The organism is Mesorhizobium shangrilense (genome assembly GCF_028826155.1).
GTDB lineage: Bacteria > Pseudomonadota > Alphaproteobacteria > Rhizobiales > Rhizobiaceae > Arvimicrobium > Arvimicrobium flavum.
In genome coordinates this window covers 2,128,263-2,142,836 of sequence record NZ_JAQGPN010000001.1, presented here as the reverse complement: position 1 = coordinate 2,142,836, position 14,574 = coordinate 2,128,263, and the positions used below count along the sequence as shown (strand labels likewise).

Genomic DNA, 14,574 nt, shown 5'->3' with positions numbered 1-14,574 from the left:
AAATTCTCCACCTTCATCTGCCTGTCACCAAGCCCCGGACCGGTGCGAAACCAGATAGAGCGCCCATGGGCACGGTCAAATTTTTTCGCGCAGTGCCAGCGCCCCATGAACGGATCGGCCTTTTTCTGCCGACGGTCTCGGAAACACGATGCGCCGGTGGTGCGATAAGGCCGAGTTGATCCACTGCACGATGCATGGGCTGCGGAAGGCAGCCGCCACGATCGCCGCCGAGAACGGCGCGACCGACGACGAGCTCATGGCAATTTTCGGTTGGACGGCGAAGCAGCAGACGACGCTCTACACGCGCCGGGCCAGCAGGAAACGGCTCGCCGCATCGCATTAATGAAATGCACGTACAGTATTGATAATTCTGCCTCGACGATCGTACATCGGCTGCCTTCAGGTAAAGACACCTATAGGGAAATCGCCGTGACCACATTGTCGGAATTGGATCTACTGATCGATCAGAACGAGGAAGCCCTTTTCAGCATCGCGGCATCGAGTTTATGTAGAGCACGTCTAGAGGTCGGTCAGATCGTTCGACCATCTTGATCATAAGTTGCAATCGGACGACTCCAGCGGCGGGCACACCCATCAAGGGATTGGCACGCATTGGTACGCATTTCGCTCCGCCTCACGCTCCTCGTCGATCTTGCGTCTGGCCTCCGCGCGGATTGTCAGTTCTTCCAGAACGGGGAATCCAAGTGATTCATCCGCCCGCGCCGGATAGCTGGCCATACCCTGAAGGATAGCCATTAGCCGGTGCGAGAGTCGCCGAACGCATCGTGAGCGCCGATCGTATCCGCGGGAACGATGCCTGGCCCAAGCTCTGTCTCGAACCACCCGTCGAACGTGAGTCCTTCCTTGAGGTGCGCCCTCCGGATCCGGGTGAGTATCGCGTCGAAGAGCGACCTGAGCTCGTCCGTCTGCCTCTGCGACTTCTCCAGCTCGCGGCGCAGGGTTCGGTTCGTTCGCGGAGCTTCCTGAGTCTGCCACCCCCAGTCGGCAAAATATTAGTGAGGTCCTGGCTACCGCAACAGGTCGCCGGCTCGATTTTAAGCGCAGCGGGAGCGGAGGACGGCTGGGAGCCATGCCAATTCATTGGCAGCCACACCCGCCCGACGCGTATCGGACTTCAGAGCCGGCTATAAAACAAACGTCTCTACGGGCTGTCGGGATGTGATACGAGTGCCCGTTTAGCTGAGCGTGTAGTTGTCGGATTGTTTGCTTAAATTCTCCCTACGTCTTGCCGAATGTCTTCAGGAAACAAAGAAGACTCCAGTGAAAATTGACGCTCTTTTCCTGAATTGTTAGGGTAGAGCGTGCGTGAAGGGGGCCAGCGCTTTGCAAGCGTAATTTCCTGCCCGGGGCAAGCGTCTCTCTCGTTGCCACGGGTCCTAGGAGGATCCACTATGCGGCCCAACCAGATGATGCTCCTGCTCGGGCTGACTACCATGGCCGCGCTAGCTGCTTCGGCGGTTGCTGCCCAGAACGGCTATTACGAACCGACCCGACTGATGACGGGGGACGTCGAGTCGATGTCCCCGCAAGCCGCGCAGGCGGATAAGACGCCGACGCCGTTGCCCATGTACAGTTTTCAGCAGGCAATCGACGACGAAACAAAGCTTCTCCAAATCCTAAGGAGTATGCGCGACGACTTGATTGGGAACCTCCCGATCGGACAGTTGATCGACCAGATCCGGCAAGGCGATGGGAGGAGCCGAGAGATCATATCGCGCGGCCTCACCGGTCTCGGCGGCATCTTCGGGCATGCCTTACTCAGGGCCGCAGAGGCCAAGTCGCCCGCCGGCATGTTCGAACCTGACCTCAAGATCGTCATAGACGCGCGAGGTCACATCGACGGCTATTTCTTTGACCATCAAGACAAGGGCGGTTACCTCAACGTTACGACGCAGATCACCATCGGGATGCCCAACGGCACCGTCGACATCGACCGGTTCAGATACGAAGTCTGGATCGGCGACAACGTATTCCAGGTGCTCGCAAAGAACACCGCGGATCCAAACGACGTGTTCCCCGATAGTGACATTCCGGTCGACGTTCAGACGGCGGCTCCTTTCAACTACAAACTTTGGGCCAAGGGGGTGCTGATCAAGGTGGAAAGACTGTGGGTGGACCACGATGATGACGGCTTCTTTGAGCCGAACGAGCGCGTCATGATGCGCGATCATGGCGATTGGAGAGACAACTACCGGCATCTTCTGCTGCCGGACCCGGAAGCGTGCATCGACATGATGTTCTTGTTCTATCCCCCAGAGACCCTGCCGCCCGGGGCCGCACCGCCCTACTACTGCCTCGGTCGATGCAAAAATCCGCCGCTGATCAACACCAAGTAACGTGACCTGCCATGCTGGCGTCCTCCACGAACTTGCGCGGCTTTACGCGCCGGCCTGGGGTCGCAGCGCCTCGGCTACCCTCAACCGCTCGGCGTCGAAGAATCGGACCTCGTTGGCCGCGTCCTCTTGCTCAAGCTGTTCGATTACCGCCAGTCCATCCTGGATCCGCCCCGCCTTGAGGAAGGCGTCGGCGAGAAGCGTCCGGCCGTAGGGAAGCATCTGGCGCGCGCCGGTGCGGGCGTAGGCGGTAAGGCCTTCGCGCAGCGTGGCCAGCCCTTCATCAACGTCGCCGGTCGCCGTCATCGCCCATCCGCGCACCACGTCCGCCCAGGCCTCCCAGTACGGCACCCGCTCCTCATGCGCCATTCGCCAGGCGGCGGTGGCCAACTCTAGGGCCGCCCGGGCTTCGCCGCGGGTCTGCCGGATAGAGGCGATGATCGTCAGCCCGTAGATTCGGCTGAAGCTCTGCCCTTGCATCCCGATCAGCCGCTCGGCCTCGGCTATGCGCGCAGCTGCACCTGCGTCGTCGCCTGAAAGCGTCAGAGCCCACGCCTGCATGACCCGAGCCACGATTGCGGGGTCGGCGACGTAGTGTCGCCGGATTCGGGCGGCGTGCTCAGGGAGGAGAGTGCAGATCTCGCGGTCGAAGCCGTCAACCGCCACCGGAAAGCGGCCGGAGAGGAACGCCAGGAGAGCTCGAGTATGGACGGTGAGAAGACCGTGCGCCGGATCCCCTGTTTCTTCGGAGAGCGCAGCCATGCGATCGGCGTCAGCCTCGGCCGCGCGGATGCGGCCGGCCAGCAAATGCGTGCCGCAGCTGCCGTAGATTGCCGAGAACAATTCATCTCTGTCGCCATGCTCCTCGCGTAGCTCGTAGAGCCGGCGAAGATTCAGCTCGATATCTTCGGACCCCCAACCACAAAGCTCGATGGGCTCGCGCATCATTTCGCGCAGTGCAATCTCCGCCGTTGTGCGTTCCGGACTTTGCGCAAGTTTCGCGTTCTCGCCCAGGGCCTGGTTCAGGTGCGCGCACGCCTCATTATTAGCCGAGCTGGCTATCGCAAGTGCGGCGGCCGCCCTCCATCGATCGCGTGCATTGGCGGCGCGACCGGCGCGGCTCAGATGCTGAGCCACCACTTCCGGCCGGGTCTCTGCAATCTCGGCAAATTGTGTGCTCAACACATCGGCGATCTGATCATGGAGTGCGCGCGCTCGGCTCGCCAGCATCGTCTCATACGCCGCCTCCTGGATCAGCGCATGGCGGAAGGTGAAGGTTGTGTCGGGGTACTCGCCCCGGTGCAGCAGGATGTGCGACTGCGTCAGCTGGTCGAGGATCGGCCGCAGCGCGTTCTCCGAAAGCTGCGAGACTGCCAGCAGCAGCCGATACGAGAAGCTCCTACCAATCGCGGCGCAAAGCGGCACAACCTCGCGGGCGCTCGACAGGCTGTCGAGCTTGGCCATGAGCAACTCCTTGAGCGATGCGGGAAGCATGATTTCGAACGGAGCGCCGTCGACTGAAAGCTGTCGGTGCTCGATGACAGACTTGGTCATCTCCTCGAGAAAGAGCGGCACGCCCTCGGTCCTGACGACGATCTGTTCGACCAGGTCCTCGGGTAGGTCCTCGTGCGAGGCGATCCACATGACGAGGTCCAGCGAGCGCCTCCGGTCAAGCCGCGAGAGCGCCAGGTGCGTCACCCCGGCACGTCCGATCCAGGGCGCCTCGTAACCCGGCCGGAATGTGCACAGCAGCAAGACCGGCTTTCCATCGATCCGTTCGACCAGCACATCGAGCAGCTCCTCGGTGGAGGGATCGACCCAATGCAGATCTTCGAAACAGACCAGCACGGGTTGGCGCGCCGCCAGCCCAAACAGCTGCTCGAGCAGCGCGAGCACCGTACGCTCCTTGATCGTCTCGGGCGGCTGATCGAGCGGCCCGTAGCGGTGTTCGAACGGGATCGAAAGCAAGTGCGCGAACAGCGGCGCGACACTCATGACATCCTGGGTCGCTTTCGCGAGGAGATGCTCAAGTTTGTCGAGCCGCTCGTCAACGCTGTCGCCGTCACCAAGCCCGGCGGCGTGAACGAGTTGCATCATGATCGGAAAGAAGGGGCTGCCGCTGTGATAGGGCGAGCATTGATAGTTCAAGCGGTAATGCGCCTCAGCGGCAATGCCATCGTGCAGCCACTCGCCCAGCCGCGACTTGCCGATCCCGGCCTCGCCAGAGACAAGCACCACCTGTCCTTCGCCCGCGCGCGCCGTGTCCCAGCGATGCTGCAGGATTTCGCGTTCCTCCTCCCGACCAATCAACGGAGTCATCCGACCTCGTGACCGCGCGGCAAAACGTGACGTACTCGCCTTCATGCCACGGACGAGCCAGACCTCCTGCGGCCTATCGAATCCCTTGATCCGCTGATTGCCGAGGAAGGAACAATCGAACTGGTTACCAAGTAGGCGCCGGGTGCTTTTGGCCACAATGACCTGGCCCGGCTTCGCCACAACCTGGAGTCGAGCGGCAAGATTGGGCGTGTCGCCGAGAACCGCCCCCTTGATCGTCAACCGGCCCGCGACGAGATCGCTCACCAGCACCTCTCCCGTGGCGATGCCGACATGGGCAGCGAGCGGCACATGACCGGCCCGCTCGAGGCGCGCTACGTCCCGCGTTATCTGCAGCCCGGCAGCCACTGCACGCTCGGCGTCATCCTCCTCGGCGTTCGGATAGCCAAAATAGGCGAGTACACCATCGCCCAGGAATTGGGCGACGAAGCCGAAATGTGTGCGAACCAGATCGGAGCAACAGAGCTGATAACTGCGGATCGCGTCGCGATAGCTCTCGAGGTCGAGGTTCTTGGCCAACTGGGTCGAGCCCACGAGGTCGGCAAAGAGCAGGGTCAGCTGGCGCAATTCCTCTTTTGGATAGAGTAGAGGTAGATCTGATCGAGCATGGCCAAACTCGCGAGGCTCCGCTGATGCCGCCCCGCGCGCAGGTCCAGTCTCCTCGCCCTGACGCAGCGCTTGGATGCCGCGCATCATGCGCTTGCGGTCGCCGAGGGGCACGCCGAGGTCAGCGAGATCTGCTTCGGTCAAGTCTGGGAGCACGTCGAGATCTACGCGCTGCTCGACGAGTTTCTCAAAATGGTTCTCTAGCTGCAGCGAGGTCAACCATTCTCTAAGGCCAGTCACGTTCTCGCACTCCCAAACTTGACGCACGGAGAGCTACTGCCGATCGTACGGCGACTCTGCGCTCCGAAAAAGCAACAATCGGTCTGTCTGCGCTTCGGACAGTCACTGCGGTCGGCAGGAGTGGGTTTCTCTGACGCAATCCATTTGGCCTCAGCGGCGACGAATCTAGTCGGATAGTCCAAGCTTTCGTTGCTTATCTAGACCTCAACAAGTATAGGTAGGCAGATGTCCATTCCAAGAAGCATCTCTGATGCTGCAAGGGGAGGCAGCAATAGTCTAGTTGGACGGTCCTTCGTTCGACGATTTTGTCTTGTCTTCCCAATTGGATTGTGGGTTCTGTGTGCCGCGATCGTGGCAGCGATCGCCCCCGCCCGTGCGGATTTCCGTCTCGACCGATGCGGATGGAACGCCGTATTCCAGTTCGTTGCCCGCAATCGGCTCGATCCACCCCTTGCCAGTCGTCTCTATGCGGCATTCGCCGTCGGAAGCGACGCGATATATCGGCATGCGGCGTTGAAATTTGGGTCAGAAGAAGCGGCGAGAATAGTGCCCGATCTTTTCCTAGGATTGGCGAAAGAGCAAACCAGCCGCACGCTGCTCTGGGCGCCGTATCCGGTCTTGGCGGTTTCGTGCGCGACAGCCGGACCAAAAGTTGAGCTGGATATGCTCGTAGTCCTGAGAGACGTCACACGGCTCCTTGACGGACTGTGGAAGCGGAACGGCGTCGGCGTCGGCCTCCCGCCGCCTTCAGGTCAGTGGTATCCTGATCCAGGATCAGACCCCTTGCGGCCCGATTGGGGCGATGTCCGCCCGCTTCTCATCGGAGACCCAGAGAGGTTTCAATCGAAGAAACCCGACGCTTACGGGAGCCTCGACCGCCAGGCCCAGCTGGTGTGGAATGCAGTCTCCAATCTATCGCCGGCAGAAAGAGCGCAAGTGCTCTACTGGGCTGACGGCATCGGCACATTTACGCCCCCGGGACATTGGGCTCAAATCGCACTGAACGAGTTGGACGCCAGCGATCTTGACCTCGGTCAAAAGCTGTTCGTCGTTGGGGCGACGATGATTGCCGTCAATGACGCTGTGATCGCCTGCTGGCGGGATAAATATACGTTTGGAGTACCGCGACCGTCTCAGGTCTACAGCAAAATAGAGCCAGTAATTCCAAATCCCAACTTCCCCTCTTATCCATCGGGCCACTCAGTCATTTCGACTGCAGCATCCTACGTGCTCGCGTCCTACCTGCCAAAGAGGGCAGTCACGCTCGAGATGATGGCTCAACAAGCGGGACGATCTCGCTTTTTGGCGGGTATCCATTATTTGGCCGACATTGAGGCGGGTATCGTTCAAGGAAAACGCGTGGCGATTGAGGTCGTGCGCGAACTTGATCCGGAGCGGTCTCTCATCAATCAGCTTGAACTCCCATAGTTAAGGCATTCCCAGCCAGCGTGTTGGGCAAGCTCAGCAAGGCGGGCTGTTGTTCCGCTTCGAGTGCGGCCGGGTCTGACATGCGGGATGGCGCGGGCGGAGCCCGCCCGCGCAGACGCGTTACTTGTTCACGTCGGTCCAGATGCGCGTGTAGAGCTCGTTGACCTCCGGCGAGCAGGTGGTCAGGAACTGGCCCGCATCCTTGAACTCGTCGGGAACGATGAGTTCCCGCGCACCCTTCATGTCGGCGGGCATGAACGCGTCGGAGCCCTTGATGCCGTTGGCGTATTTGGCGAAGGCCGAGATCAGCGCGGCGTTTTCGGGATCCATGATGAAGTTCATGAACAGTTTTGCGTTCTCGACGTTCTTGGCGTCGGCAAGGATCGCCACGCTGTCCATGAAGATCGGGTAGCCTTCCTTCGGATAGCCGAACTTGATGTCCGGATTGGCGATGCGCGAGCGCAGGATGGCGCCGTTCCAGTAATAGACCGCCGAATAGTCGCCGGCAGGCAGTTTTTCGGTGACGCTGTAGTCCATGGCGAGCCACTTCGGCTTGGCCTCGACCAGCTTGTCGCGGACCTTCTTCAGCAGTTCCTTGTCGTCGGTGCACCACTCGCCGCCGAAATAGCGGATGGTGGCGAACAGCACGTCGGTCATTTCCGGCTCGACGTTGATCTTGCCGACCAGCTCGGCCGGCGGGTCGAGCCAGATCGCCGAGGTGTTGATGTCGCCGCCATAGACCTTGCTGTTGACGCCGATGCCGGACACGCCCCACTGCCACGGAACGGTGTAGCGGCGGCCCTCGTCCCAGGGGACGTTCACCCAGCGCTCGTCGACATTCTTGAAATTCTCCATCTGGTCGGGCCGCGCCTCCAGCAGCAGGCCTTCGTTGACCCAGATCGGCACGTAGTTGGCGGAAGGAACGACGATGTCGTAGCCGTGGCCGCCGGCGCGCACCTTGGCGAGCGCGGTGTCATTGGAATCGTAGTCGGTAACCGTCACCTTGACCTTGTAGGCCTCCTCGAACTTCTTGATCAGCTCGGGATTGGTGTAGTCGCCCCAGTTGAAGATGTTGAGCTCGCCCTCCGCGGAGGCGGCGCCCGCGAACACGAACAACGATGCCGCCGCTGTTGCGGCCTTGAGTTTCCAGGTCATGCGCTATTCCCCTTGTGTTGGTTTCAGGTTTTCTTCCGGTTGATGAAGAAGAAGGCGGTAACCAGCACGATCGACAGCGCCAGGAACGCGGTCGCGATGGCGTTCACCTCAGGCGTGACCGTCCGGCGGATCTGGCCGAGCATGTAGGTCGGCAGGGTATCCTGGCCGCCCGACTTGACGAATTCGGTGATGACGACGTCGTCGAGCGAGATGACGAAGGCGAGCATGAAGCCGGCGATGATGCCGGGCCTGAGCAACGGCAGGGTGACGTGCCGGAACGTCATCCAAGGCGTTGCATAGAGGTCGGCCGCCGCACGCTCGAGCGTCAGGTCCATGCTCTCCAGCCTGGCGCGGATCGGCAGATAGGCGAAGGGGATGCAGAAGGCGGTGTGCGCCAGCACGAGGTAGCCGAGGCCGGAATAGCCGGTCCACACCTTGATGCGCGAGAAGACGATGAGCAGCGCGACCGCCGTGACGATCTCCGGCACCATCAGCGGCTGGTTGATGAAGGCGTACTTGAAGCCGAGGCCGCGATAGGGCGCCGTGCGCGTCGTGGCGATGGCGGCCATGGTGGCGGCGATGCTCGCAAAAGTGGCGGCGCAGACGGCGATGACGAAGGAGCGCCAAGCGGCATCCTGCACGGCGACGTTGCGCGACGCCTCGACGAACCAGCGCAGCGAAAAACCGCCCCAGACACTGACGGAGTCGCTGGCGTTGAAGGCGTAGGCGACGAGCGTGATGATCGGCAGATAGAGCGCGGCGAAGGTGAACAGCGCGATGACGCCGAAGCCGGGCTGGGCGCGGACGTCGAAATACCGGCTAGCCATGCTGCACTCCCGAACGGGAGGCGTTGCGCACGTAGAACAGCAGCGCGACCATCACCAGCGCCATCAGAGTAATGGACAGCGCCGCCCCGAGCGGCCAGTTGCGGCCGGCGCCGAACTGCATCTCGATCAGGTTGCCCAGCATCATGTTCTTGCCGCCGCCCAGCACGCGCGGGATGACATAGGCGCCGAGCGAGGGGATGAAGACCAGGATGGAGCCGGCGATGATGCCCGGCTTCACCAGCGGGATGATGATGCGCCAGAGCACGCTGAGCCGACCGGCATAGAGGTCGTAGCCCGCCTCGACCAGGCGGAAGTCGAGCTTCTCCATGCTGGCATAGAGCGGCAGCACCATCAGCGGCAGATAGACATAGACCATACCGAAGAGGATGGCCCAGTCGGTGTGCATGATCTGCAGCGGCTGGTCGATCATGCCCGTGGCGCGCAGCGCGGTGTTGAGGACGCCTTCGTTGCGGAGCACCTGCTGCATCGCGAAGGTGCGGATCAGGAGGTTGGTCCAGAACGGGATGGTGACCAGGAAAACCCAGATTTCGCGCGTATGACGGGGACGGGTTGCGATGAAGTAGGCGGTCGGAAAGCCGAGCAGCAGCGTCGCCACCGTGGTGATGAAGGAAAGCCGTATCGAGCGCCAGAGGATCGACAGGTGCGCGTCGGCGAGGCCAAGCGTGTCGTCGAAGATGTCGCGCTGGAACAGCACGGAAAACCAGCCGTCCAGCGAATACTGCCCGAACTTCACGTCGCCGTAGTCGCCCTTTACCATGAAGGAATAGGCGAGCATGACGAACAGCGGGCCGATAGCGGCGACGAAGATGATGAAGAGCGCCGGCGCCGAGAGCAGCCAGCGTGAGCGGATGTCCCTCCGCTGTCCTGCCCTGGCGATCTCGGCCGCGGTCGCCATCTTTAATCCCTCAGCACCTGGGCGGCGTCGGCCGCGATCTCGATGCCTGCCCTGTCGCCGACCGCGAAGCCGCAGGGCTCGGCGCGCGCGTTCTGCTGCCGCACGATGAAGGTGCTGCCGTCGTCGAGCCTGACGTGGATATGCGTGTCCGTCCCGAAATAGACGACGTTCTCGACCGTCCCCGTGAGCTGGCCGCCTTCGGTTACGACGCGGGCGTGCTCCGGCCTGACCACGACGGTGACCTCCCCGCCCGGCTTCACGCCTTCGGCCACGCTGGCCTCGATCTCCGCCCCGGATGCCAGCCGGACCCGCGCCTTCCCGTGCCGCGTCTCGATCAGCGTCGCCGCCAGGAAATTGGTCTCGCCGATGAAGTCGGCGACGAACCGGTCGGCAGGCTTGTCATAGATGTCCCAGGGCGACCCGATCTGCAGGATCTTGCCCTTGGACATCACCGCGATGCGGTCCGACATCGTCAGCGCCTCTTCCTGGTCGTGGGTGACGAAGACGAAAGTGATGCCGGTTTCGCTCTGCATGCGCTTGAGTTCGATCTGCATCTCCTTGCGCAGCTTGTAGTCGAGCGCCGAAAGCGGCTCGTCGAGCAGCAGCACCTTCGGGCCCGGCGCGAGCGCCCGCGCGAGCGCGACGCGCTGCGCCTGGCCGCCGGAGATCTGGTCCGTGCGTCGGTCGCCAAGCTCTTCCATATGCACCAGCTTCAACATTTCCGAAACGCGGCCGGCGATCTCGGGCTTCGGCCGGCCGAGCATCTGCAGCCCGAAGGCGACGTTCTCGGCGACCGTGAGATGCGGAAACAGCGCGTAGCTCTGGAAGACGGTGTTGACCGGGCGCTTGAAGGGCGGCAGGCCGGCGATGTCCTCGCCGTGCAGCAGGATGACGCCTTCAGTCGGATATTCGAAGCCGGCGATCAGCCTGAGTAGGGTGGTCTTGCCGCAGCCAGAAGGCCCCAGAAGCGTGAAGAACTCGTTCTCGCGGATGGCGACCGACACGTTGTCGAGGGCGCGCAGCGCGGTACGCCCCTGCCCGAAGGCCTTGACGATGCCCCTTGCTTCAATCGCTACGCGCTTGTCGCAAGCCCCGGCAACCTCCGGCATACTGTCACACCTGCTGTCGTTCCCCGTGCCTCGGCATGGGTACAGGACCCTGGCGTCAGCATTCTGTTTAAGGCAGCGTATTTGACGACTTGGCTTCCGGCAAGGTGGCTCGGTAGGAAGGTTTCGGAGGAACATCGACAATGACGACAGCCGACATCATCATCGAAAACGCGCGGATTCTAACGATGGATCCCGATCGTCCCCGGGCGCAGGCGATCGCACTGAAAGATGGCGCTGTCCTCGCCGTTGGCGACCGGACGGAGGTCGGCGAGCTTGCCGGCGGGTCGACCCGCAGGATCGATGCCGGCGGCGCCTCGGTACTGCCGGGCTTCATCGACAGCCACATCCACCTCTTCGCCGGCGGCGCGCAGCTTTCGAGCCTGTCGCTCGGCGGCGTCACTGGTTTCGACACCATCGCCGCCATGATCCGCGAGCGCGCGGCGAAAAACATCGATCCCGGCGTGTTGGTCGCCGAGCAGGCCGCCTATTTCATGTTCGGCGGGAACGAGCCGATCACGCGTCACATTCTCGACCGCATCCTGCCGGATGTTCCGCTCGCGCTGTTCGCCAGCGACCACCACACGATGTGGGCGAACACCCCCGCCCTAGAGGCGGCCGGCATCCTGCACGGGCGTGAAGTACCGCCCGGCAACGAGATCGTGATGGGCGAGGACGGGCTGGCGACCGGCGAACTGCGCGAGTTCGAGGGTTTCGCGCCGATCTCCGACCTGACGCCAACCGGCGGGCGCGAGATGCTCGGCCTGCAGGGCCACGAGCCGAAATCTGCCCCGACGGCCGGTCAGCGGGCGGTGGACCTCGGCATTTTGCGGCGCGGTCTCGCCTACTGCGCCTCGCTCGGCATCACCAGCTTCCACAACATGGACGGCAATTTCTACCAGCTCGAACTCTTGCAGGAGATTGACCAGGCGGAAGGGCTCGGCGTGCGCGGGCGCATCCCGTTCCGTATGCTGCCGGGCATGGCGATATCTGAGCTCGACAAGGCACTGGAAATGCGCCGCCGCTGGCATTCGGACCGGCTCAAGGCGGATTTCGTGAAACTGTTCATGGACGGCGTGATCGAGTCGACGACCGCCGACATGTTCGAGGACTACGACACCGCGCCGGGCGTCAGCGGCTTCTCCTTCTTCGAGCAGGACGAGTTCGACGCGATCTGCGTCGAGGCGGACCGGCACGGCCTGCAGATTGCCGTGCACGCGATCGGCGACGCGGCGGTCAACCGGACGCTGAATGGCTACGAGGCGGCGCGGCGTGCCAACGGGGCGCGCGACAGCCGCCACCGCATCGAGCACATCGAGATGCTGAGGCCCTCCGACTTGCCGCGCTTCGCGCAGCTCGGAGTGCTCGCGTCGATCCAGCCCACCCATGCGCCGGGCGGCGCCTATCCGGTCGAGCCTATCCTGTCGATGGTCGGGCACGAACGTATGAAGACCGGCTATGCCTGGCAGACGATCCGCGAGAGCGGGGCGCGCGTGGTTTTTGCGAGCGACTGGCCCGTCGCGCCGCTCGACCCGCTGTTCGGCATCAAGACCGCGATGACGCGCACGCCCGCCTTCGAGGGCGCGCCGGACGAGCGCCAGTCGCTGGCGGATTCGATTGCCGGATTCACCAGCGACGGCGCCTTCGCGGAATTCGCCGAGGGCCGCAAGGGTGTGCTGAGAGCGGGCGCGATGGCGGACCTCGTCATCCTCTCGGGAGACATCGAGGACGCCGCGCCCGAGCAGATCGACGCGTTGAGGGTGCAGGCGACGATCTGCGGCGGCCGCTTCATCTACGAGCGCGGCATGCCGTAGCGCAGCGGCGGCCGGCGTCCGAACCAGGGCGCCGCTTCCTCGATGCGCGCGCAGAGCCCCATCAGCAGTTCGTCCTTGCCGAAGGCGGCGGCAAGGTGGATGCCGACCGGCAGTCCATCCGCCGTCCAGTGCAGCGGCAGCGACGCCGCTGGCTGGCCCGACGCGTTGAAGGCGGCGGTGTAGGGCGAATAGTCGAACACGCGCCCCGGCCCCATTCGATAGTCGACGTAGTCCTCCGGCTGGTGGTCGAAACGGCCGATTTTTGCGGGGGGTTCGGCAAGCGTCGCGGTGAGCAGGATGTCGTATCGCTCGAAGAAGGCCGCCATCTCGCGCCCGTAGGCATGAACCTTGCCGACCGCCTCCAGGTAATCCGCGCCGCTCAGGTTCCTCGCATATTCGATGGCGCCCCTGGCGATGCCCTCGATCTCGCCATCGGCGAGCGGCCGTCCGCGCTTCCTGACGGCGGACTCGACGGACAAAGCGGTTCCGCACGCAACGATCTTCGTCCAGGCTTCCATCATGCCGCGCGTGTCGGCCTGGGGCAGTGCTTCCTCGACATGGTGGCCGAGGCTTTCGAGCAGCCTCGCGGCCTGTTCGACGCCGGCCCGGCACTCCGGGTCGATCGGCTGGCCGGTGAGCGAGGTGGCGGCGAAGGCGACCCGCAGGCCCTTGGGGGACCGTGCGAGGGCCGCGATGAAACTCTCCTCCAGCGGCGGCGCCATGTAGGGCGAGCCGAGATCCGAGCCCTGCGTGGCATCGAGCAGGACCGCGGTGTCGCGCACCGAGCGGGTGAGGAAACCGTCGATCGCCATGCCTGCCCAGCCCTCGCCGGCATAGGGCCCGTCAGGCAGGCGGGCGCGTGTCGGCTTGAAGCCGAACAGGCCGCAGGACGATGCCGGGATCCGCACGGAGCCGCCGCCGTCCGATCCGTGTGCAGCAGGCACGATGCCTGCTGCCACCGCGGCGCCGGCGCCGCCGGAAGAGCCGCCCGGCGTGCGTTCGAGGTTCCACGGATTGCGCGTCGGGCCGCCATAGACCGCGGCTTCGGTAACCGGCCCGACGCCGCCCTCGGGCGAAGTGGTGCGGCCGAAGGTGACAAGGCCGGCCGACTTCAGCCGCGCATAGATCGACGAGTCCAGGCCGTATCGCGTGTCGGCGAAAAGTCGGGAGCCGTTGTTCGACGGAAAGTCGACGGCCTCGGCGCCGAGGTCTTTCAGCAGGAACGGAACGCCCTTCAGCGGGCCGTCGGGGAGGCCGTCCGCGATCAGGCGGCGCGCGACGCCTTCCTGCAGCATGGTGACGGCGTTGATTGCGGGGTTCAACGCCTCCACGCGCTTCAGGGCTTCGTCGAGCAACTCGCCTGGCGTGACGTCGCCTCGGGCAACGCTTTCGGCGAGCGCGACCGCATCGCATGTTTCATAAGGACTGGTGGTCATTTGAGAACGAACAGAGGCGGGAGCCGGAGGAATATCGCGACCGACAATATTTTGTCAGAGCAACCTATTCCTTCAGGAACCTTGTTAGCAAGGCAATGTCTGTGTCGGACCGGGACGGTCACCAATGTCCGCTCCGGAACGCACCCTTAGGTTGGCCCTAATGTCTGCTTCCGGGCGTCGGCAAAACAAGGCTAGTCGTCCAAGATGGGGCCGAGAACGAACGGGCAGCTTACGGGGTCATATTTTGAGAAGCGACCGTTCCGTCGCCGACCTCAAGTCGAACGCCATGACGTTCGTTGCCGTTGTTCAGAAGCAGACACTTGGCTGCAGCGTCGGGTCGGTCGCATTTTCCAGA

Annotated in this window: 9 protein-coding genes and 1 pseudogene; 4 read left to right on the top strand and 6 right to left on the bottom strand. The window is 63.2% G+C overall.

Annotated elements, in window-relative coordinates:
• Nucleotides 1-127: 127 nt before the first annotated feature.
• Together PD284_RS10480 and PD284_RS10475 are read left to right on the top strand one after the other, a co-directional pair.
• Nucleotides 128-343: pseudogene (locus PD284_RS10480) on the top strand (tyrosine-type recombinase/integrase); the annotation flags it as partial.
• Between the two features lie 1,069 nt (nucleotides 344-1,412).
• Complete coding sequence (locus tag PD284_RS10475; RefSeq protein WP_274628142.1) at nucleotides 1,413-2,357, top strand: hypothetical protein; 945 nt, start codon at nucleotides 1,413-1,415, stop codon at nucleotides 2,355-2,357.
• Nucleotides 2,358-2,399: 42 nt separating this feature from the next.
• Here PD284_RS10475 and PD284_RS10470 read toward each other — a convergent pair whose 3' ends face one another.
• Nucleotides 2,400-5,537 (bottom strand): ATP-binding protein, encoded by a 3,138-nt coding sequence (locus PD284_RS10470; RefSeq protein ID WP_274628141.1) that lies wholly within the window; start codon nucleotides 5,535-5,537, stop codon nucleotides 2,400-2,402.
• A gap of 351 nt (nucleotides 5,538-5,888) precedes the next feature.
• On the opposite strand from PD284_RS10470, the gene PD284_RS10465 reads away from it, so the two are divergent.
• Entirely contained in the window at nucleotides 5,889-6,965 is a 1,077-nt protein-coding gene (locus tag PD284_RS10465) for a vanadium-dependent haloperoxidase (protein WP_274628140.1), read from the top strand.
• Between the two features lie 120 nt (nucleotides 6,966-7,085).
• On the opposite strand, the gene PD284_RS10460 is transcribed toward PD284_RS10465, so the two are convergent.
• The 4 genes from PD284_RS10460 to PD284_RS10445 are packed head-to-tail and all read right to left on the bottom strand — an operon-like array spanning nucleotide 7,086 to nucleotide 10,972.
• The gene (locus tag PD284_RS10460; RefSeq protein WP_274628139.1) at nucleotides 7,086-8,120 is read right to left on the bottom strand and encodes an extracellular solute-binding protein; all 1,035 of its coding nucleotides are present in this window, start codon (nucleotides 8,118-8,120) and stop codon (nucleotides 7,086-7,088) included.
• A gap of 23 nt (nucleotides 8,121-8,143) precedes the next feature.
• Nucleotides 8,144-8,947 (bottom strand): ABC transporter permease, encoded by an 804-nt coding sequence (locus PD284_RS10455; RefSeq protein WP_274628138.1) that lies wholly within the window; start codon nucleotides 8,945-8,947, stop codon nucleotides 8,144-8,146.
• Entirely contained in the window at nucleotides 8,940-9,863 is a 924-nt protein-coding gene (locus PD284_RS10450) for an ABC transporter permease (RefSeq protein WP_274628137.1), read from the bottom strand. The genes PD284_RS10455 and PD284_RS10450 overlap by 8 nt, the downstream gene beginning before the upstream one ends.
• A gap of 2 nt (nucleotides 9,864-9,865) precedes the next feature.
• Nucleotides 9,866-10,972: an ABC transporter ATP-binding protein gene (locus tag PD284_RS10445; protein ID WP_274628136.1), complete on the bottom strand. Its 1,107-nt coding sequence runs from the start codon at nucleotides 10,970-10,972 to the stop codon at nucleotides 9,866-9,868.
• Nucleotides 10,973-11,112: 140 nt separating this feature from the next.
• Here PD284_RS10445 and PD284_RS10440 point away from each other — a divergent pair, with 140 nt between their 5' ends.
• Nucleotides 11,113-12,783 carry an amidohydrolase gene (locus PD284_RS10440; protein WP_274628135.1) on the top strand — a complete coding sequence of 557 codons (1,671 nt, stop codon included), beginning with the start codon at nucleotides 11,113-11,115 and terminating at the stop codon, nucleotides 12,781-12,783.
• Here the strand turns inward: PD284_RS10440 and PD284_RS10435 are convergent.
• Nucleotides 12,762-14,219 (bottom strand): amidase, encoded by a 1,458-nt coding sequence (locus tag PD284_RS10435; protein ID WP_274628134.1) that lies wholly within the window; start codon nucleotides 14,217-14,219, stop codon nucleotides 12,762-12,764. The two genes, PD284_RS10440 and PD284_RS10435, sit on opposite strands and share 22 nt — an antisense overlap.
• Nucleotides 14,220-14,574 lie beyond the last annotated feature (355 nt).